Source organism: Pantoea sp. S18, from assembly GCF_045689705.1.
In the GTDB taxonomy this organism is placed as follows: Bacteria; Pseudomonadota; Gammaproteobacteria; order Enterobacterales; family Enterobacteriaceae; genus Pantoea; species Pantoea symbiotica.
The window spans coordinates 1,709,119-1,727,068 of the sequence record NZ_CP142688.1 but is presented as its reverse complement, the minus strand read 5'-3'; the positions used below and the strand labels follow the sequence as shown (position 1 = coordinate 1,727,068).

The following is a 17,950-nucleotide window of genomic DNA, read 5'->3' as shown; positions in this document are numbered from 1 at the left end:
GCCGCAGGAGACCGACAATGAAGCCACTGTACGACGACTTGTGGATCTCCACGCCAGAATTCCCCGCCGAAGAGACGGCGAATGATTTAATGATGCATGGCTTTATGCTGTGCCACCCACGCGGCAATTTATTGATTGGTCGCGTGGAGCATCCACTCGATCATGAATTCCTCAACGATGCCGGCGGCGTGATTCGCCACTATTTGACCCACTGGCATGAAGCCGCACCGGGCGCGATCGCCATTCAGCAGCGCTTTAATAGTGCGCTCTATTGTCACAGTCGTTCGCTGGGACCGGTTAGTTTAGTGATTGAGCCCGACGAAACCTTTACCCAACAAGAGACACACTTCGGCGATTTCCACCTGTTGCCGACGCCCGGACATACGCCCGGCAGCAGCAGCTATCTCTATCACTCGCCGCTCGGCCAGACTTATCTGTTTGTCGGCGATACGCTGACCCGCGACTACAATCGCTGGATCAGCGTGCTGATGCCAGACAGTAATCCCACCGAACTGCAGCAGTCGCTGGAGCTTTATCGCTCGTTGCGTCCCGATGTGGTTTTGATGAGCACCACGCGTGGACATCTGTCGTGGGCCAAAGTGAATTTGCAGAGCTGGCTGGCAGCCATCGATGAGGCGGAACAATCACCGCTGGATTTGCGCCAGCGGCAACTAATCAAACAGGGTTATTAACTCACGAATTTGGGCGCTCGCTGTCGTCGTAGCGTTCCAGTGACAGAATCTGTGCATCTCGCTTATCGGTACGGCTGCAGGGCAACAGCTTGTTGCTGTTAGCGTAGACGAAGAAGGTTTCATCGTTATTTTTATTCACGATTAACTGATCGCCATTACGAAAACGGGTGATGGCAACTTTGTCACCGCCTTTCAGGCTGGTGCGCTGCTGACCAGCAGCGATCTGGAAGTGGCGCGTCGGCCACATTAAGGTACTCAAACCATACTCGGCACGCGATACCGTCATGGTTGGACGGCCGGGACAGGTAATTTGATATTCGGTTTCGCTCCAGGCGGGCGCAATCTGACAAGCCAGCACGCCAACGGCCATAACTATCGCCTTCATTGGGTTCTCCGCTGAGGTTAAATGATGATTTCGTGGAGTGATTGGCTTTGCTGCTGCATTCCATGAACGTTATCTAACAGCAGCAAAGCCTGGTACATCAAACGTGGCGAGATTTCGCAGGAGCAGGAACTACTCAGCGGCCACTTGCGCCGCGACCAACATCAATGCCAGCCCGGCCTCTTCGGCTTCAAAACGCTGCATCACTTCCTGAATGGCCGCTACGCAGTTCATTACCTGCATCTTTTTGTCGGCTTCTAATTTGTCGATCGCGTGCTGAAGAATCATTAAACTCGCTTCTTCTTCTTTCATTAATTTACCCTTGTTTTGCTTACCCGGTGCGCAACGCTGGCAAGAATACCGTTTCTCTGCTAGTAAAGTCACCCCTTTACATTCCTTCCGCTTAACGATTATACAAATGACAAATGGGAAGCAGCGTCAGACCTGCTATGATCCACTTATCAGTACGCATTGGCGTGCCATTGCAAACCAGGGAATGAAGCAGGTGCTCATGTGGCGAATCACGGTTGTACTCACCCTTTTAGTTTTAGCTGGCTGCAGCTCCGCACCGAAAGGTGTCGACTGTCCGGGCGAAGTGTCGACGATTTATGGACAATCGATGGGCAATACGCAGGCGCGCATCTTTGATTTGGTGAACGCCTTCGCCGTCTCGCGCGACGGCGTGAAGGTGCAAAGCGGCACGCTGCACTCCACCGATCGCTTTCAGTACGTGCCTTCGGCCATCACCGCCGAGGGCTTCTACGCGCAGCGGTTGTCGGATAAACAGTTCCGCCTGATCAATCCCCATCAGAACACCATGATCACCTGGACGTGCCCATAAGCCGTGCGTCGCAGTGCGAGATGGTTTATTGTCTGACCATCTCACGCTGCGGACCTGCCTGATGGAAAAGAGTCTGGATAACAACGGTTATATCGATTTCCCCTTCCCGGCCAGTACTAATGCGGATGGCTCAGTGAATCCTTGTGGATTCGACCTGACGCTGGAAACCGACCGAATTGATGAGATCACCGCCGGTAAACATTCCGAAAATATGCGGCGCCTACTGGAAGAGGTCAATTTGCAGGAGGGCTTGTTTATGACGCTGGCCTGCGACTGGCAGCTGCGTGACGACGGCGTGTGCGGCTTTATCGATGTGGCATTTCGTCCGACGACTGCAGGCTTTAACACGGATGAAACACAAAGCCTCGATCAGGCGTTTGAAATCTACCTCAGCCGACAAGAGAAGCAGCACAATATGCAGAACGGCACGCTGATCAATTATGCGCGTGCCGTGTTGGATTGGGGTTGGTCACCGCTGCAGCAGCGCCACATGCGCTATGAAAAAGTGACCTTGCGCTATTACTGCCAGCAGGCCGACGATGCCGAATGGTGTTTTGATCATCTGCGTCACTTCCTTGTGAGCTGGTATCCGGCTTATCGCGGAAAGCCCTAGTTCAGACTATTGCGTCCCGCCTTTCTGCTGCGCGCAGAATTTTTGCTTACTGCAAACTGCTGTTACAACCTTTACCGCTGCGTCATTTGCTGCCTGCAGTTTCTCTGACTACGCTTTACAGGACATTCACCACGATCAGGGAGTAATTATGAGCGACAAAGCGGAAGCAAAATTGAATGAAGCGGCAGGTGCCGTTCAGGAAAAATTTGGCGAATTCACCGGTTCACGCCGTCAGCAAGCCAAAGGTGCGGCGCGTCGTTATCCGGCTCAGGCTAGCTATGCGGTTCAGGATGCAGCGGATTGTGTGGTGAAATCGGTACGCGATAATCCCGCGACCGGCCTGGCAGTTGCAGCAAGCATTGGTGTGATTGTCGGTTTTCTGCTCGGACGTAAGTAATCTGTAAATGGGGCCTTAAGGCCCCAATTTATTGGCGATGTCCAACATCCTCAACGCGTTCCTGAATATGCTCATCCGGCGTTTCAGCCACATCTGCGGTGCTGTTTTCCACCCTCAAATGACGATCGTGCTGCATGGTGAGCGTTATTAAGCCTGAGGGCTGGGCGCAAGCCGCCATGGACAGCAGCAGAAAAAACCATGCAACGATAACCTTCTTTCCCATCGTTTTCTTACCAGCAAGCTGAGATTTGTCGGCTCAGATTGCCCGAGTAAGTGCAAATCAGCGTCAACTTGCCGCAAAGCTCTGTAGTCAGTTGTGTACAACTAAACTTGCGCGCGCCGTGCTTTATAGCGCGCAACCATGGTCATCAGGGCCTGATAAATCAATCCCGCATACAAGCTCATCACAATCACCATGCCGATCTCTTTGCCCTGCGCCTGCCATGAAACAAACCACATAAAAATGCCCCACAACAGGGAAAAAATCAGCCAGCCTTTGACGAACTTGATTACACCTTGCATACCACCTCCTGAATCGTAAGCGCTGAAGATAGCGGTTTAGTCTTTATTTCACACTGCCATCAGCACGTAAATGTTAACTGATTCAAGCTTCTATGAAGTGAATTGTAAAGCAACGCAAAGTGATAGGAATACGCTGCACATATTGCAATTTAGCTCTGCCGCAACTTTGACGTCATCAGGTTAACTTAAGCGCGGTTAAGCACGCCATAGGCAAGGTAGGACGATTGCACAGGTGTGTATCGTGTGTATAATTTGATGGCAGTGATGGCGATGAAAAGCTCTGAGCTAATTAAAATGCTGGTGAACACCGGATGGAGTCTTGAAAGAATCAAAGGCAGTCATCATCAGTTCTCCCATCCTGATTTCAGTTATCTCATTACCGTTCCGCACCCGCGAAAGGACCTAAAAACAGGCACGCTGATGCAGATTTTGAAGGACGCCAAACTTAAATAGCGCGATAACGCCCTACTAAACTCAGCCACAGGTGAAAATTATGTTGTATCCCGCCTTTGTTGAAATTGATGTTGATGGCTCTGCCAGCGGTTTCTTCCCTGACGTAACCGGCTGCTACTTTGCTGGAGATACGCCAGAGCATACCCTTTACGATGCCCAGTCTGCGCTGAGTGCGCATTTTGAATTAATGGCAGAGAAAAGCATGCTCATTCCCGAACCTTCGCAGAATTGGATCACCGATTTTAGCCAGACAGGAATTTGGATTTATGTTGAGATCGATATTACGCGCTATCTGGGTAAATCTGAGCGCATCAACATCACTATGCCGAACTTGTTGATTGAGAAGATAGATCAGGCTGTGGGGAATGATGCGCGCTATAACAGCCGCAGCCACTTTCTCGCTGAAGCCGCGCGTAAAGCGTTATCACACTCTTAACGTGTCACTGCGCAACAACGCCTTTGCGCACGCGTAGCATATCGCCTTTGGCGCGTTTATGTTTGAATTCCCGCCAACACTGTCCGGCATGTGGTTGAAATGAATTATTTAAGCAAGATACAAAGTTTTATTGAGGGCAACACGGTGCTGTCGGCCGCATTCAGCCTGGTGTTACTGATGTTTGCCGGCATGATCGCCCATCTGATCTGTAAATTCTTTATTGTGAAGGTGGTCAGGAAGGTGTTCTTCAGCACGCACAAGAATCAGGTGCCGCTGGATAAGGACGTCAGGCTGTCGGAGAAGCTCTCTAACTTTATCCCGGTGATCACGGTCTACTATCTGCTGCAGTTTATGCCAGATTTACCAGAGCATCTGTTGATTGCGATAAAGACCATCTGCGGCATTCTGTTCTTTGTGTATTTATCGCTGTTCTTTACCGAAGTGCTGGAGATCGTTAATAACTCCTATTCGAAAAAAGCCAAACGTAAGAATCACTCGATCAAGGGTTATATCCAGGTCGGCAAGATTCTGGTGCATATTATTTCGGCGATCATGATTCTGGCGATTATGTCGAATAAATCACCGGTGATTATTATCTCCAGTTTGGGTGCGGTAGCGGCGGTGTTAATGTTGGTGTTCCAGCATACGCTGATGTCGCTGGTGGCCAATATTCAGGTGTCCTCTAACGATGTGTTGCAACTCGGTGACTGGATTGAGATGCCTGACAACGGCATTAGTGGCGAAGTGATCGATATCGCGCTGCACACCATCACCATTCGCAATTGGGACAATACGCTGTCGCGCATCCCGACCAAAAACTTCCTCACCGAAACCTACACCAACTGGCAGGCGATGTTCTCCTCTGGCGCACGCCGCATTATGCGCAGTTTCCATCTTGATCAGATGTCGATACGCTTTCTCGATCACGATATGGTGCAGCAGATGAGCCAAATTCGCGGTGTCAGTGAGCAACTCTCGGCGCTGATGGATGGTCGCGACAGCAATGCGGTGGGCGAACGCTGGTTTGCCGAAAACGGCATCACCAATCTGACGGTGTTTCGTAAGTACCTGACGGCGTGGCTGTCGCAACGCGACGATATCAAGAAAGATATGTATATCGTAGTGCGCGCCATGAAACCTTCGCCTGAGGGCTTGCCGGTCGAGGTTTATTGCTTCACTTCGTCGGTACTGTGGGTGGATTACGAGGATTCTCAATCGGCCATTTTTGAGTATATCTACGCGATTGTCGGCCACTTCTCGCTGCGGATGTATCAGCAACCGGGCGGTAGTGATTTCTGGCGGCTGTCGCAGGAGCGAGCTCAGATGGCAAAGTCCAATGAGCAGCCAGTCGATTGACGCAATAAAAAACGGGAGCCACTGGCTCCCGTTTCTTTAATGTTCGTAAGCCAATGGCTTTATCTAATGACATGTTGGTGAGAACGATGATTTTACAACTTTATTTGTTGTGAGCCTCCATGTAAAATTCCCCACTATTTTTAAAATAATGATGTCCTCATGGCTAACATTTCACTATGTTGAAATTATTCTCACGTTTTTTATCAGTAGGCATCATTAACACCTTGATCCATTGGATGGTGTTTGCAGCCCTGTATTCTCTGAATACCCGCCAATGGCTGGCTAATCTGTTGGCTTTCATTGTCGCCGTAACATTTTCATTTTTTGCTAACGCACGCTGGACGTTTAAAGCCGAAGTGACAACTTTTCGCTATGTCATCTTTGTTGCTTTTATGGGCATGATGGCCGCAGGTATTGGCAGTTTCGCCGATCATACGCATATTAATCCGATTATTACGCTTATTTCATTTTCCATAATAAGTCTGATATTCGGCTTCATCTATTCAAACTTTATTGTTTTTAGGGTGAAAAAATGAAAATTTCTCTGGTGGTGCCTGTCTTCAACGAAGAAGATGCAATACCTATTTTTTACCGGACCGTTAAAGAAAAACTTTCTTCTTACAATCTTGAAATCATCTTTATTAATGATGGCAGTACTGATAGCACAGAGCAGATTATTAAATCGCTTCAGAATAATGACGAATCTGTATTAGTCATCAATTTCATTCGTAACTTTGGTAAAGAAGCCGCGCTGCTCGCTGGACTTGAACATTCTAGTGGTGATGCAGTCATTCCGGTTGATGTTGATCTTCAGGATCCCATTGAAGTCATTCCTTTGCTGATAAATAAATGGCAAGAAGGCTGGCCGATTGTGTTGGCCAAGCGCAATGATAGGCGTAGCGATAGTCGTTTTAAGCGAAAAACTGCTGCATGGTTTTACAAGTTACACAATAAAATTAGCTCACCAAAATTAGAAGAAAATGTTGGCGACTTTCGTTTACTTTCTCGTGCAACTGTCGAAAACATTAAGCAATTGCAGGAACGCAATCTGTTTATGAAAGGTCTTCTGAGTTGGGTGGAAGGTGATTCTGCCATCGTTGAATATAGCCGCCCAGCGCGCATTGCCGGAGAGGCAAAATTTAATGGATGGCGACTTTGGAATCTGGCTCTTGAAGGGCTTACCAGCTTTTCAACATTTCCGCTCAGAGTGTGGACCTATATTGGTTTTTTTGTCGCGTTCTTGTCGTTCGTTTATGGCGCATGGATGATTATTGATAAAATAATATGGGGAAATCCTGTTGCCGGATATCCGTCACTACTGGTTTCAATACTCTTTTTAGGTGGCATTCAGTTGATAGGAATAGGTGTATTAGGTGAATATATTGGCAGGATCTATATTGAAACCAAACACAGACCTCGATATATAAAAAAGGAATCAAATGACTAATATAGTCTGCAATAACTTTAAAATTTATTTTTTATTAGCCGTGGCCTTGCTCGCCAGTTATAGCCCCGTTTTTCTCTCGAGCTATGCTTTTTCGGATGATTGGTACTATCTGTTCAGCTCTCAGACTGATCCAGCCAGCATTTTTAAATGGGATATTCTTTCAGGAAGGCCGGCCTACGGCGGTTTGCGCTATTTACTCTCATTCTTTATATCCAGCGTGGACTCGTTAATACTGTTAAGACTGCTATCCGTTTCTTCTCTTATCATACTAAGCTGTTACTTTTACAAATTTATCTCTGATAGAAATATTCTCAAAAATACTCTGCAGAGAGTGATATTCTCATTAACGATCTGTTTGCTGCCCTCTTTCCAGGTATTCAACTCGTGGTCAGTATGTTTTCCTTTTGTCACCTCTATTATTCTTGCTGGATTGAGTTACTCAGCATTAACTACATTGCGCGGCATTTCAGGGATTATGTTATCAGCATTGCTGATCACGTTCTCCTTCGCTATTTATCAACCCACTGCAATGTGTTTCCTATTTTTTGCATTTATGGACACTTGCCTGACCTCCCGCAAAATTGATAAAAAGGAACTCATTCGTGCTTTCGCAATGATTTTCTTTGGTATGCTGATGGCATTAGTATTAGCTAAAGCCATTCCGCTCCTGTTATTCGGCGAGACACTTTCAAGAAGTAACATCACCATTGATCTTATAGGAAAGATTAAATGGTTCTTTGTAGAACCATTAAAAAATGCCATCTGTAATTTTGACACCGGCAGAAAAGCACTCTCGATCATTATATCGTTGGGTTTTATCTTTATCGGATTGAAAAACATTAGCGAGAATGGCAAAGAAAAAGTATTTTTATCTTTCCTCTTCGCTGTTGCAGCAGTGACACCAAACTTGCTAGTGACAGAGAGTTGGGCGGCTTACCGTACTATCAGCGCGCTCTCGCTGATTACCACCTCTTGCTTCCTTATTGGGCTATTATTTATTATCGATAAAATAAAATACTCAGGATTCATTTATCTTTTGCTTCCTGTTGCTGCAGGATGGCTTGCAGCCAGCAATATTAAAGAGGGGTTTTCTTCGCCTCAGCAAAAAGAGTATGCACTTTTACAGGCCGAAATTACTAAAGTGGTGCCAAAAGATTTCGATGGCACTCTTTACTACCGATTAAATACTGAGAATTTGCCAAAAATTGCAAAATCATCGAAATATGATGAGTTTGGTTCTTTATCTTTAGGCATGCCGTGGACATTTGCTGGTATGGCATACACCGTAAAGAAAGAAGCAGGTATGAATTTCACTCTTACGGAATCGCCAGTGATCACCGGAAACGACAACTGCGCAGGCAAGTGCATTATTATTGATGCTCAATCCGTACTGGCAATGAAATAAATTCTTAGCTGTAATAGTCGCTAATTTTAGAACAAAAAAACGGGAGCCATTGGCTCCCGTTATGCTTTCTGCCTGAGTGGCAAATTACATGTTGTTGATGATTGCATCACCAAACTCTGAACATTTCAGCAGTTTAGCGCCGTCCATCAGACGTTCGAAATCGTAGGTCACGGTTTTGTTAGCGATAGCGCCTTCAACACCTTTAACGATTAAGTCAGCCGCTTCGAACCACTCAAGGTGACGCAGCATCATTTCTGCCGACAGAATCACTGAACCTGGGTTCACTTTATCCTGACCTGCATACTTAGGTGCTGTACCGTGTGTCGCTTCGAACAGGGCACATTCGTCCCCGATGTTTGCGCCTGGTGCGATACCGATACCGCCAACCTGTGCCGCCAGGGCATCAGAGATGTAGTCACCGTTCAGGTTCATACAGGCGATCACGTCGTATTCAGCTGGACGCAACAGGATCTGCTGCAGGAAGGCATCCGCGATCACGTCTTTAACAATGATCTCTTTACCGGTGTTCGGGTTCTTGAACTTCATCCACGGGCCGCCATCGATCAGCTCGCCGCCGAACTCTTCTTTCACTAACTGGTAGCCCCAGTCTTTGAAAGAACCTTCGGTGAACTTCATGATGTTGCCTTTGTGAACCAGGGTCAGAGAATCACGATCGTTGGTGATGGTGTATTCAACTGCTGCGCGCACCAGACGTTTGGTACCCTCTTCCGAGCATGGCTTAACGCCGATACCGCACTGCTCAGGGAAGCGAATTTTCTTCACGCCCATCTCTTCGCGCAGGAACTTGATCACTTTATCCGCTTCTGGCGTGCCCGCTTTCCACTCGATACCGGCATAGATATCTTCTGAGTTTTCACGGAAGATCACCATGTCGGTTTCTTCAGGGCGTTTAACCGGGCTTGGCGTGCCTTTGTAGTAGCGAACCGGACGCAGACACACGTACAGATCCAGCTCCTGACGCAGCGCAACGTTCAGAGAACGAATACCGCCGCCAACTGGCGTAGTCAGTGGGCCTTTGATGGCAACGCGATATTCTTTAATTAAATCGAGGGTTTCCTGCGGCAGCCAGACGTCCTGGCCGTAAAGTTCTACTGATTTTTCACCAGTATAAATTTCCATCCAGGAAATTTTACGCTCGCCGTTGTAGGCTTTCTTCACAGCGGCATCAACCACTTTCAACATTACCGGGGAAACATCAACACCGATACCGTCACCTTCAATGTAAGGAATAATCGGGTTATTCGGAACTGTAAGTTTTCCCTGAGCCAGGGTGATTTTTTGACCTTCCGCCGGAACAACTACTTTGCTTTCCATCAACCTCTCCTTCGAGCGATTTTTTGTTAATGATTTGTAAGATGCGGGTCAATACTACTTGATTATTTCCGCTACGCCAATCACCGTAGTTTCGCGCTATAATGCGCCGAATGTTTCTGACTGCAAAGCCCATGCGAAAAACTTCTCAACGAATTCACCAGGATAAGCGTGCGAACGCCCCAGCACGTAAGCCCGTGCGCCGTGATACCCGTCCGAAAGGCCCAAGACGCGTCATACTCTTTAACAAACCCTTCGATGTTTTGCCGCAATTCAGTGATGAAGCCGGACGCCGCACGCTGAAAGATTTTGTGCCGGTAGGCGACGTTTATGCTGCGGGCCGCCTCGATCGCGACAGCGAAGGATTGATGATTTTGACCAACGATGGCGCGCTGCAAGCCGCGCTGACGCAGCCTGGCAAGCGCACCGGAAAGGTCTATTTTGTGCAGGTGGAAGGCGCGCCGCAGGAATCAGATTTATCCCTGTTACGCAACGGCGTGACGCTCAACGATGGCCCAACGTTGCCGGCAGGCATTGAGTTGGTGGACGAGCCAGAGTGGCTGTGGCCGCGCCAGCCGCCAATTCGCGAGCGCAAAGCGATTCCCACCAGCTGGCTGAAAATCACTCTGTTTGAGGGCCGAAATCGTCAGGTGCGCCGCATGACGGCACATATCGGTTTTCCGACGTTGCGCCTGATTCGCTTTGCGATGGGCGAACATCAGCTAGGCGATTTACCGCCCGGAGAATGGCGCGATATCAGCGCAGCCATTTAATAACTTTTAGTTAACAATTTCGGAGGAAGGATGTTTAAACCTCATGTAACGGTCGCCTGCATTGTACAGGCGCAGGGACATTTGCTGGTAGTCGAAGAGCGTGTGCACGGTCGTATTACCTGGAATCAGCCCGCCGGACATCTTGAGGCCAATGAAACCCTGCTCGAAGCCGCGCAGCGTGAATTGTTTGAAGAGACCGGTATCGACGCCCATCCCGAATATTTTCTCGGCGTGCAGCAGTGGATTGCCCCGGACGATACACCTTTTGTGCGTTTCCTGTTTGGCCTCGATCTGGCCGAAAAAGTCGAAACTTCACCGCACGATCGCGACATCGATTGCTGTTGGTGGTTGCCGCCAGAGCAGATTCTGACGGCGAATCGCCTGCGTTCGCCGCTAGTGGCAGAGAGCGTGCGGCTGTGGCAACAAGGCGAGCGTTATCCGCTGCATCTGGTTGCGCCGTTCCAGTGGCCGTTTCATGAGGGTGCGCGCCCCGCTTCTGCATGATAGAATGCGCCGCCTGTTTTTATCGTAATTTAAGAGTGCGTCATGTCTGACAACAGCCAGAAAAAAGTGATCGTCGGAATGTCCGGCGGCGTCGATTCTTCCGTTTCCGCCTGGTTACTGCAGCAGCAGGGCTACCAGGTTGAAGGCCTGTTCATGAAGAACTGGGAGGAAGACGATGGCGAGGAGTATTGCACCGCCGCCGATGATCTGGCTGACGCACAAGCCGTGTGTGACAAACTCGGCATCAAACTGCACAAAATCAACTTCGCCGCTGAGTACTGGGATAACGTTTTCGAGCACTTCCTGGAAGAGTACAAAGCGGGTCGCACGCCGAATCCCGACATCCTGTGCAACAAAGAGATCAAGTTCAAAGCCTTCCTCGAATTCGCGGCGGACGATCTCGGCGCAGACTTCATCGCCACCGGCCACTATGTGCGCCGTCAGGATGTTGACGGTCAAAGTCGCCTGCTGCGCGGACTCGACGGCAACAAAGATCAGAGCTATTTCCTCTATACGCTCAGCCACCAGCAGATCGCGCAAAGCCTGTTCCCGGTTGGCGAACTGGATAAGCCGGAAGTGCGCCGCATCGCTGAGCAGTTGGATCTGATCACCGCCAAGAAGAAAGATTCCACCGGCATCTGCTTTATCGGCGAGCGCAAGTTCCGTGACTTCCTTGGTCGCTATCTGCCTGCGCAGCCGGGCGAAATCGAAACCGTTGACGGTGAAATCGTCGGTGAACATCAGGGCTTGATGTATCACACGCTCGGCCAGCGTAAAGGCCTGGGCATTGGCGGTCGTAAAGAGAGCAACGACGATCCCTGGTATGTGGTCGACAAAGATGTGGCGCGCAATCGTCTAATCGTGGCGCAAGGCGGCGAGCATCCGCGCCTGATGTCTGTGGGGTTGATTGCCCAACAGTTGCATTGGGTCGATCGCCAGCCGATTACCGCCCCGCTGCGCTGCACGGTGAAAACCCGCTATCGTCAGACCGACATTCCGTGTGAAATCATTCCGCACGGCGACGACCGTATTGAAGTCCGTTTTGACGAGCCGGTTGCGGCCGTCACGCCAGGCCAATCTGCCGTGTTTTATCTCGGTGAAGTGTGCCTCGGCGGCGGTATTATCGAACAACGCCTACCTCTGGCAGAAGCCTAAGGTCGGCGCTGCCCGACGCGATGACAGGAGTTAAGCGTGGCTAAGAACTATTATGAGATTACACTGGCGCTGGCGGGCGTATGTCAGGCCGCCCATGTGGTGCAACAGCTCGCGCAGCAGGGACATTGCAATAATGCGGCACTGAATGTGTCGCTGCGCAGCCTGATCGATCTCAATCCCGGTTCAACGCTGGCGGTGTTTGGCAACGACGAAGCCAATTTGAAGGTTGGATTAGAGACCTTAATGGCGGTGCTTAATAGCAGCAATCGTCAGGGCGCCAGCGCAGAGCTGACGCGCTACACCTTAAGCATGATGGTGCTGGAGCGTAAGCTGCACGGCAATAAAGCCGCGATGAACACGCTGGCACAGCGCATCGGCCAGCTTGATCGCCAGCTGGCGCATTACGAGCTGGAATCAGACACCATCACCAGCGCGATGGCTGGCATTTATGTGGATGTGATTAGCCCGCTGGGCCCGCGCATTCAGGTTACCGGTTCGCCGCAGGTATTACAGAATTCACAAGTGCAGAGTAAAGTGCGCGCCGCCCTGCTGGCCGGCATTCGCTCTGCGGTGTTATGGCAGCAGGTTGGCGGTGGCCGACTGCAGCTGATGTTCTCGCGCCAGCGCTTGCTGAGCGAAGCCAAAACCATTTTATCCCGCCTGGGCCCGGCGTATTAAGCGCCGCCCCGGCATAATTGTTAAACGATTCAGGAGTTGCACTGATGGAATTATCCTCTCTGACCGCCGTTTCACCTGTCGATGGTCGTTACGGCGATAAAGTCAGCCCACTGCGCGCCATTTTCAGTGAGTTCGGTTTGCTGAAATTCCGCGTTGAGGTTGAGGTTCGCTGGTTACAAAAACTGGCTACGACTGTAGAGATCAAGGAAGTTCCTGCATTTGATGCCGACGCAAACGCTTTCCTTGATGCCATTGTCGCCAATTTCAGCGAAGAAGACGCGGCGCGTATCAAAACCATCGAGCGCACCACCAACCACGACGTTAAAGCCGTGGAATATTTCCTGAAAGAGAAAGTGGCCGACATCCCTGCGCTGCATGCGGTGTCTGAATTCATCCACTTCGCCTGCACCTCCGAAGATATCAATAACCTGTCGCACGCGCTGATGCTGGAAACCGCACGTCGTGATGTGATCGTGCCATTCTGGAACCAGTTGATCGATGCTGTAAAAGGTCTGGCGCACGAATACCGTGACATTCCGCTGCTGTCGCGCACCCACGGCCAGCCAGCAACGCCGTCAACTATGGGTAAAGAGATGGCGAACGTGGCGTATCGTCTGGAACGCCAGTTGCGTCAGCTGAGCAAGATTGAAGTGCTGGGTAAAATCAACGGTGCGGTCGGCAACTATAACGCCCACATCTCGGCATATCCGGAAGTGGACTGGCACCAGCTGAGCGAGCAATTTGTCACCTCGCTGGGCATCACCTGGAACCCGTACACCACGCAGATTGAACCGCACGATTACATCGCTGAACTGTTTGATTGCATCGCGCGTTTCAACACCATTCTGATCGACTTTGATCGTGATATCTGGGGCTACGTTGCGCTCAATCACTTCAAGCAGAAAACCATCGCCGGTGAAATCGGTTCGTCCACCATGCCGCACAAAGTGAACCCGATTGACTTCGAAAACTCCGAAGGCAACCTCGGCCTGGCTAATGCGATGATGCAGCATCTGGCGAGCAAACTGCCGGTTTCACGCTGGCAGCGCGACCTGACCGACTCCACCGTGCTGCGTAACCTTGGCGTGGGCATCGGTTATGCGCTGATCGCCTATCAGGCCACGCTGAAAGGCATCTCTAAGCTGGAAGTGAACCGCGATCGTCTGCTGGACGAACTGGACCACAACTGGGAAGTGCTGGCTGAGCCGATCCAAACCGTGATGCGTCGTTACGGCATTGAAAAACCGTACGAGAAGCTGAAAGAGCTGACGCGCGGTAAACGCGTTGATGCCGCCGGCATGCAGACCTTTATCGATAGCCTCGAGCTGCCGGAAGAGGAGAAAGTGCGCCTGAAGCAGATGACGCCAGCCAACTACCTCGGCCGTGCGATTCAGATGGTTGATGATTTAAAATAGTCGCCAATATCTTGCCCTAAATAATTCGGGCTAGCGCAAGGCGGCAAGTGATCGAATCCCCAGGAGCTTACTCCAGTAAGTGACTGGGGTGAGAACACGCAGCAAACGCAGCGATAGTTCGAAGTATGAAGGGCAAGCGTTAATCTGCGGTTTAGCTCTTCTCGCATATACTCATTCCATCATCACTACGTTCGAGCTAAGGAAATACTATGCGTGTACTGGTTGTGGAAGATAATGCGCTGCTGCGCCATCACCTCGCCGTGCAACTGCGTGACATGGGCCATCAGGTCGATGCTGCAGAAGATGCCAAAGAAGCGGATTATTTCCTGCAAGAACATATCCCCGACATCGCGCTGGTCGATCTCGGTTTGCCGGACGAAGATGGCATGTCGCTGATTCGCCGCTGGCGCACCGATTCCGTGCGCCAACCGATTCTGGTATTAACCGCTCGCGAAGGCTGGCAGGCCAAAGTGGAAGCGCTGGAAGCCGGTGCCGACGACTACGTGACCAAGCCGTTCCACATTGAAGAAGTGGCTGCACGCTTGCAGGCGCTGATGCGTCGCAACAGCGGTCATGCATCGCAAATTATCTCTATGCCGCCGTTCCAGGTCGATCTCTCTCGCCGTGAATTGACGGTGCAAGACGAACCGGTAAAACTCACCGCCTTCGAGTACACCATCGTCGAAACTCTGATTCGCAACGCCGGTAAAGTGGTAAGCAAAGATTCACTGATGCTGCAGCTCTATCCCGACGCCGAACTGCGCGAAAGCCACACCATTGACGTGCTGATGGGTCGTCTGCGCAAAAAAATTCTGTCACTCTATCCGACCGAAGTGATTAACACCGTGCGCGGCCAGGGATATCGCTTTGATCTCTGATTTATGACGTGGTTACAACGCTTACGCCCCTTCTCACTTCGCGCCCGTTTCCTGTTGGCGACGGCCGCGATCGTACTGTTTTTGTCGCTCTCCTACGGCATGGTCGCCGTGGTCGGCTACGTTGTCAGCTTCGATAAAAATACCTATCGCGTGATGCGCGGCGAGAGCAATCTGTTCTTCACGCTGGCGCAATGGCACGACAATCAGCTCACCATTGGTCAGCCCGAGCGCATGACGCTCAATTTCCCCACGCTGGTCTTTATCTACGATGAACACGGGAAACTGCTGTGGCAGCAGCGCGACGTGCCGGACATCCGCAAAAAGATTCGTCGTGAATGGCTGCTCAAGCCCGACTTCTACGAAATCGACACCAGCAATCGCACCAGCATGGCGGCGATGGGCAATAACCCGCAGGCGAAAGAGCGACTGCACGCGCTGGATAGCGACAGCAATGACACCTTCACTCACTCGGTCGCCGTCAATCGCTACGATGCCACCACCAACTTACCGGCGTTAACCATTGTGGTGGTCGATTCGATTCCGCAAGAGTTGCAGCATTCCGATGTAGTGTGGTCGTGGTTCAGCTATGTGCTGGCGGCGAATCTATTACTGGTGATTCCGCTGCTGTGGCTGGCGGCACACTGGAGTTTGCGGCCGATTGGCGATCTCACTTCGCAAGTGCGCGAGCTGGAAACCGGCCAGCGCGAGAATCTCGATGACAATCCGCCGCAGGAGCTACGCAGCCTGGTGCGCAATCTTAACCTGCTGCTGACCAATGAACGCCAGCGCTACACGCGCTATCGCACCACACTTTCGGATGTCACCCACAGCCTGAAAACTCCACTGGCGGTGCTGCAAAGTACGCTGCGATCGTTACGCAATGGTAAAGAGTTAACCATTGAGCAGGCCGAACCGGTAATGCTGGAGCAGATCAGCCGCATCTCACAGCAGATTGGTTATTACCTGCATCGCGCGAGTATGCAGGCCGATCACAATCCTTTGCAGCGCGATTTGCATTCGGTGTCGGCGCTGCTCGACAGCCTGTGTTCGGCATTGAATAAGGTCTATCAACGTAAAGGCGTGGCAATCACGCTGGATATCTCGCCGGAGCTGACCTTCATCGGCGATAAAAATGACTTTATGGAAGTGCTAGGCAACGTACTCGATAACGCCTGCAAATATTGCCTCGAATTTATTGAAGTCACCGCGCGCCAAACCGACAACACTTTGCATCTGTTTATTGATGATGACGGCCCCGGCATCCCGGAAAGCAAACGCGATTTGATCTTCGTGCGCGGTCAACGCGCCGACACCTTGCGTCCCGGCCAGGGTTTAGGTTTAGCCGTGGTGCGCGATATCCTCGAACAGTACGCCGGTCAGGTGATTGCCACCACCAGCCCGCTCGGTGGCGCGCGCATGGAAGTTATTTTCCAGCGCCAGGAAGTCGAGCATCACCGCGAGTAGAAAGGGACGCGGGCTGTTATACTTGCCATCATTCTTTGCAGCAAACGGACTCCTCATATGGACTATCAGCTCGATATCAACTGGCCCGACTTTATTCAGCGCTACTGGCAGAAACGCCCGGTGGTGCTCAAGCGTGGATTTAAAAACTTCGTCGATCCTATTTCTCCTGACGAGCTGGCTGGTCTGGCAATGGAAAATGAGGTAGATAGCCGACTTGTCAGCCATAACGAAGGCAAATGGCAAGTCAGTCACGGCCCGTTTGAAAGCTACGATCATCTCGGTGAGAGCAACTGGTCGCTGCTGGTGCAGGCGGTCAACCATTGGCATGAACCTTCTGCCGCGCTGATGCGCCCATTCCGTTTCCTGCCCGACTGGCGCGTTGACGATCTGATGATCTCTTTTGCCGTGCCAGGCGGCGGCGTGGGCCCGCATTTCGATCAGTACGATGTGTTTATCATTCAGGGCACCGGCCGTCGTCGCTGGCGCGTGGGTGAAAAAGTGCCGTTGAAACAGCACTGCCCGCATCCGGATCTGCTGCAGGTTGAGCCGTTCGACGCCATCATCGATGAAGAGATGGAGCCCGGCGATATTCTCTATATTCCGCCTGGATTCCCGCATGAAGGCTATTCGCTGGAAAACGCCATCAACTATTCGGTCGGCTTCCGCGCACCGAACGGTCGCGAGCTGATCAGCGGTTTTGCCGATCACATGCTGGCCAACGAATTGGGCAGCTATCGCTACAGCGATCCTGATGTGCCATCGCGTGAATGCCCATCGCAGATCCTGCCATCAGAACTGGAAGGTATCCGCAAAGTGATGATGGATGTAATTAACCAGCCAGAGCAGTTTAATCAGTGGTTTGGCGAGTTTATTTCTCAGTCGCGTCATGAGCTGGACGTCGCGCCGCCGGAGCCGCCGTATCAACCGGATGAGATTTACGATGCACTGCAGCAAGGCGATGCGCTGACGCGTCTCGGCGGCTTGCGCGTATTGACCATCGGCGATGTGGTGTTTGTGAACGGGGAATCGATCACCAGCAGCCATCCGCATGTGCTGGCGGCATTGGCGCACAATCACGTGCTGACGCTGGAAGATTTCGGCGATGCGCTGGATGATCCTTCACTGCTGGCGCAGCTGGCGGCGTTGGTGAATAGCGGCTATTGGTTCTTCGGCGAGTAAGCTGGCGTTACGGTCGCCATGAATGGCG

The 17,950-nt window shown here is 51.1% G+C and carries 23 protein-coding genes; 18 read left to right on the top strand and 5 right to left on the bottom strand.

The window, feature by feature from the left end:
• Positions 1 to 17: 17 nt before the first annotated feature.
• A complete protein-coding gene (locus VIJ98_RS08000) occupies positions 18 to 692 on the top strand; it encodes an MBL fold metallo-hydrolase (protein WP_179451226.1) in 675 nt (224 codons plus the stop codon).
• Between the two features lies 1 nt (position 693).
• Here VIJ98_RS08000 and VIJ98_RS07995 read toward each other — a convergent pair whose 3' ends face one another.
• Together VIJ98_RS07995 and VIJ98_RS07990 are read right to left on the bottom strand one after the other, a co-directional pair.
• On the bottom strand, positions 694 to 1,077 hold the full coding sequence (locus tag VIJ98_RS07995) for a hypothetical protein (RefSeq protein ID WP_323273256.1): 384 nt from the start codon (positions 1,075 to 1,077) through the stop codon (positions 694 to 696).
• Between the two features lie 129 nt (positions 1,078 to 1,206).
• Positions 1,207 to 1,386 (bottom strand): hypothetical protein, encoded by a 180-nt coding sequence (locus tag VIJ98_RS07990; RefSeq protein ID WP_323273254.1) that lies wholly within the window; start codon positions 1,384 to 1,386, stop codon positions 1,207 to 1,209.
• A 199-nt stretch (positions 1,387 to 1,585) separates the two neighbouring features.
• Between VIJ98_RS07990 and VIJ98_RS07985 the strand changes: the two genes are divergently transcribed.
• The 3 genes from VIJ98_RS07985 (at position 1,586) to VIJ98_RS07975 (ending at position 2,925) form a co-directional block, all read left to right on the top strand.
• On the top strand, positions 1,586 to 1,915 hold the full coding sequence (locus tag VIJ98_RS07985) for a hypothetical protein (protein ID WP_323273252.1): 330 nt from the start codon (positions 1,586 to 1,588) through the stop codon (positions 1,913 to 1,915).
• Positions 1,916 to 1,976: 61 nt separating this feature from the next.
• A complete protein-coding gene (locus VIJ98_RS07980; RefSeq protein WP_323273250.1) occupies positions 1,977 to 2,528 on the top strand; it encodes a hypothetical protein in 552 nt (183 codons plus the stop codon).
• Positions 2,529 to 2,676: 148 nt separating this feature from the next.
• Positions 2,677 to 2,925 (top strand): CsbD family protein, encoded by a 249-nt coding sequence (locus VIJ98_RS07975; RefSeq protein ID WP_007891510.1) that lies wholly within the window; start codon positions 2,677 to 2,679, stop codon positions 2,923 to 2,925.
• Between the two features lie 28 nt (positions 2,926 to 2,953).
• On the opposite strand, the gene VIJ98_RS07970 is transcribed toward VIJ98_RS07975, so the two are convergent.
• Both VIJ98_RS07970 and VIJ98_RS07965 read right to left on the bottom strand, forming a co-directional pair.
• The gene (locus VIJ98_RS07970; RefSeq protein ID WP_323273247.1) at positions 2,954 to 3,148 is read right to left on the bottom strand and encodes a hypothetical protein; all 195 of its coding nucleotides are present in this window, start codon (positions 3,146 to 3,148) and stop codon (positions 2,954 to 2,956) included.
• A 101-nt stretch (positions 3,149 to 3,249) separates the two neighbouring features.
• The gene (locus tag VIJ98_RS07965; protein WP_008108184.1) at positions 3,250 to 3,447 is read right to left on the bottom strand and encodes a DUF6404 family protein; all 198 of its coding nucleotides are present in this window, start codon (positions 3,445 to 3,447) and stop codon (positions 3,250 to 3,252) included.
• Between the two features lie 270 nt (positions 3,448 to 3,717).
• Here VIJ98_RS07965 and VIJ98_RS07960 point away from each other — a divergent pair, with 270 nt between their 5' ends.
• The 6 genes from VIJ98_RS07960 to VIJ98_RS07935 all read left to right on the top strand — a co-directional run bounded on the left by VIJ98_RS07960 (position 3,718) and on the right by VIJ98_RS07935 (position 8,544).
• Complete coding sequence (locus tag VIJ98_RS07960; RefSeq protein WP_036649445.1) at positions 3,718 to 3,900, top strand: type II toxin-antitoxin system HicA family toxin; 183 nt, start codon at positions 3,718 to 3,720, stop codon at positions 3,898 to 3,900.
• A gap of 40 nt (positions 3,901 to 3,940) precedes the next feature.
• Positions 3,941 to 4,336: a type II toxin-antitoxin system HicB family antitoxin gene (locus VIJ98_RS07955; RefSeq protein WP_154152625.1), complete on the top strand. Its 396-nt coding sequence runs from the start codon at positions 3,941 to 3,943 to the stop codon at positions 4,334 to 4,336.
• Between the two features lie 99 nt (positions 4,337 to 4,435).
• Positions 4,436 to 5,692: a mechanosensitive ion channel family protein gene (locus VIJ98_RS07950; protein WP_061716806.1), complete on the top strand. Its 1,257-nt coding sequence runs from the start codon at positions 4,436 to 4,438 to the stop codon at positions 5,690 to 5,692.
• 176 nt (positions 5,693 to 5,868) lie between these two features.
• The gene (locus tag VIJ98_RS07945; protein ID WP_323273243.1) at positions 5,869 to 6,228 is read left to right on the top strand and encodes a GtrA family protein; all 360 of its coding nucleotides are present in this window, start codon (positions 5,869 to 5,871) and stop codon (positions 6,226 to 6,228) included.
• Entirely contained in the window at positions 6,225 to 7,139 is a 915-nt protein-coding gene (locus VIJ98_RS07940; RefSeq protein WP_323273241.1) for a glycosyltransferase family 2 protein, read from the top strand. The genes VIJ98_RS07945 and VIJ98_RS07940 overlap by 4 nt, the downstream gene beginning before the upstream one ends.
• Positions 7,132 to 8,544, top strand: coding sequence for a hypothetical protein (locus VIJ98_RS07935; protein WP_323273240.1), 1,413 nt, complete (start codon positions 7,132 to 7,134; stop codon positions 8,542 to 8,544). The genes VIJ98_RS07940 and VIJ98_RS07935 overlap by 8 nt, the downstream gene beginning before the upstream one ends.
• 84 nt (positions 8,545 to 8,628) lie before the next feature.
• Here the strand turns inward: VIJ98_RS07935 and icd are convergent, their stop codons facing one another.
• Positions 8,629 to 9,879, bottom strand: coding sequence for an NADP-dependent isocitrate dehydrogenase (gene icd, locus VIJ98_RS07930; RefSeq protein ID WP_008108175.1), 1,251 nt, complete (start codon positions 9,877 to 9,879; stop codon positions 8,629 to 8,631).
• Positions 9,880 to 9,980: 101 nt separating this feature from the next.
• Here icd and rluE point away from each other — a divergent pair, with 101 nt between their 5' ends.
• From rluE to VIJ98_RS07890, 8 genes are all read left to right on the top strand, one after another.
• Positions 9,981 to 10,649 (top strand): 23S rRNA pseudouridine(2457) synthase RluE, encoded by a 669-nt coding sequence (gene rluE / locus VIJ98_RS07925; protein ID WP_372340021.1) that lies wholly within the window; start codon positions 9,981 to 9,983, stop codon positions 10,647 to 10,649.
• 30 nt (positions 10,650 to 10,679) lie between these two features.
• Positions 10,680 to 11,153 (top strand): NUDIX domain-containing protein, encoded by a 474-nt coding sequence (locus VIJ98_RS07920; RefSeq protein ID WP_061716915.1) that lies wholly within the window; start codon positions 10,680 to 10,682, stop codon positions 11,151 to 11,153.
• Between the two features lie 42 nt (positions 11,154 to 11,195).
• On the top strand, positions 11,196 to 12,308 hold the full coding sequence (mnmA, locus tag VIJ98_RS07915) for a tRNA 2-thiouridine(34) synthase MnmA (protein ID WP_008103001.1): 1,113 nt from the start codon (positions 11,196 to 11,198) through the stop codon (positions 12,306 to 12,308).
• 36 nt (positions 12,309 to 12,344) lie between these two features.
• Positions 12,345 to 12,986, top strand: coding sequence for a high frequency lysogenization protein HflD (gene hflD, locus VIJ98_RS07910; RefSeq protein WP_061716917.1), 642 nt, complete (start codon positions 12,345 to 12,347; stop codon positions 12,984 to 12,986).
• Positions 12,987 to 13,030: 44 nt separating this feature from the next.
• Positions 13,031 to 14,401: an adenylosuccinate lyase gene (purB, locus tag VIJ98_RS07905; RefSeq protein WP_323273232.1), complete on the top strand. Its 1,371-nt coding sequence runs from the start codon at positions 13,031 to 13,033 to the stop codon at positions 14,399 to 14,401.
• Between the two features lie 209 nt (positions 14,402 to 14,610).
• Positions 14,611 to 15,279, top strand: coding sequence for a two-component system response regulator PhoP (gene phoP / locus VIJ98_RS07900; RefSeq protein ID WP_154152641.1), 669 nt, complete (start codon positions 14,611 to 14,613; stop codon positions 15,277 to 15,279).
• Positions 15,280 to 15,282: 3 nt separating this feature from the next.
• Positions 15,283 to 16,743: a two-component system sensor histidine kinase PhoQ gene (gene phoQ, locus VIJ98_RS07895; protein ID WP_008103008.1), complete on the top strand. Its 1,461-nt coding sequence runs from the start codon at positions 15,283 to 15,285 to the stop codon at positions 16,741 to 16,743.
• A gap of 57 nt (positions 16,744 to 16,800) precedes the next feature.
• A complete protein-coding gene (locus tag VIJ98_RS07890) occupies positions 16,801 to 17,922 on the top strand; it encodes a cupin domain-containing protein (RefSeq protein WP_008103010.1) in 1,122 nt (373 codons plus the stop codon).
• Positions 17,923 to 17,950 lie beyond the last annotated feature (28 nt).

Excerpts from the sequence above, each read along its gene's own strand:
- mnmA (WP_008103001.1), top strand. The coding sequence starts at position 11,196 with ATGTCTGACAACAGCCAGAAAAAAGTGATCGTCGGAATGTCCGGCGGC.
- phoQ (WP_008103008.1), top strand. The coding sequence starts at position 15,283 with ATGACGTGGTTACAACGCTTACGCCCCTTCTCACTTCGCGCCCGTTTC.
- phoP (WP_154152641.1), top strand. The coding sequence starts at position 14,611 with ATGCGTGTACTGGTTGTGGAAGATAATGCGCTGCTGCGCCATCACCTC.
- VIJ98_RS07970 (WP_323273247.1), bottom strand. The coding sequence starts at position 3,148 with ATGGGAAAGAAGGTTATCGTTGCATGGTTTTTTCTGCTGCTGTCCATG.
- VIJ98_RS07960 (WP_036649445.1), top strand. The coding sequence starts at position 3,718 with ATGAAAAGCTCTGAGCTAATTAAAATGCTGGTGAACACCGGATGGAGT.
- VIJ98_RS07945 (WP_323273243.1), top strand. The coding sequence starts at position 5,869 with ATGTTGAAATTATTCTCACGTTTTTTATCAGTAGGCATCATTAACACC.
- VIJ98_RS07980 (WP_323273250.1), top strand. The coding sequence starts at position 1,977 with ATGGAAAAGAGTCTGGATAACAACGGTTATATCGATTTCCCCTTCCCG.
- purB (WP_323273232.1), top strand. The coding sequence starts at position 13,031 with ATGGAATTATCCTCTCTGACCGCCGTTTCACCTGTCGATGGTCGTTAC.
- VIJ98_RS07975 (WP_007891510.1), top strand. The coding sequence starts at position 2,677 with ATGAGCGACAAAGCGGAAGCAAAATTGAATGAAGCGGCAGGTGCCGTT.
- VIJ98_RS07990 (WP_323273254.1), bottom strand. The coding sequence starts at position 1,386 with ATGAAAGAAGAAGAAGCGAGTTTAATGATTCTTCAGCACGCGATCGAC.
- VIJ98_RS07950 (WP_061716806.1), top strand. The coding sequence starts at position 4,436 with ATGAATTATTTAAGCAAGATACAAAGTTTTATTGAGGGCAACACGGTG.
- VIJ98_RS08000 (WP_179451226.1), top strand. The coding sequence starts at position 18 with ATGAAGCCACTGTACGACGACTTGTGGATCTCCACGCCAGAATTCCCC.
- VIJ98_RS07955 (WP_154152625.1), top strand. The coding sequence starts at position 3,941 with ATGTTGTATCCCGCCTTTGTTGAAATTGATGTTGATGGCTCTGCCAGC.
- rluE (WP_372340021.1), top strand. The coding sequence starts at position 9,981 with ATGCGCCGAATGTTTCTGACTGCAAAGCCCATGCGAAAAACTTCTCAA.
- VIJ98_RS07890 (WP_008103010.1), top strand. The coding sequence starts at position 16,801 with ATGGACTATCAGCTCGATATCAACTGGCCCGACTTTATTCAGCGCTAC.
- VIJ98_RS07940 (WP_323273241.1), top strand. The coding sequence starts at position 6,225 with ATGAAAATTTCTCTGGTGGTGCCTGTCTTCAACGAAGAAGATGCAATA.
- VIJ98_RS07965 (WP_008108184.1), bottom strand. The coding sequence starts at position 3,447 with ATGCAAGGTGTAATCAAGTTCGTCAAAGGCTGGCTGATTTTTTCCCTG.
- icd (WP_008108175.1), bottom strand. The coding sequence starts at position 9,879 with ATGGAAAGCAAAGTAGTTGTTCCGGCGGAAGGTCAAAAAATCACCCTG.
- VIJ98_RS07985 (WP_323273252.1), top strand. The coding sequence starts at position 1,586 with ATGTGGCGAATCACGGTTGTACTCACCCTTTTAGTTTTAGCTGGCTGC.
- VIJ98_RS07935 (WP_323273240.1), top strand. The coding sequence starts at position 7,132 with ATGACTAATATAGTCTGCAATAACTTTAAAATTTATTTTTTATTAGCC.
- VIJ98_RS07920 (WP_061716915.1), top strand. The coding sequence starts at position 10,680 with ATGTTTAAACCTCATGTAACGGTCGCCTGCATTGTACAGGCGCAGGGA.
- VIJ98_RS07995 (WP_323273256.1), bottom strand. The coding sequence starts at position 1,077 with ATGAAGGCGATAGTTATGGCCGTTGGCGTGCTGGCTTGTCAGATTGCG.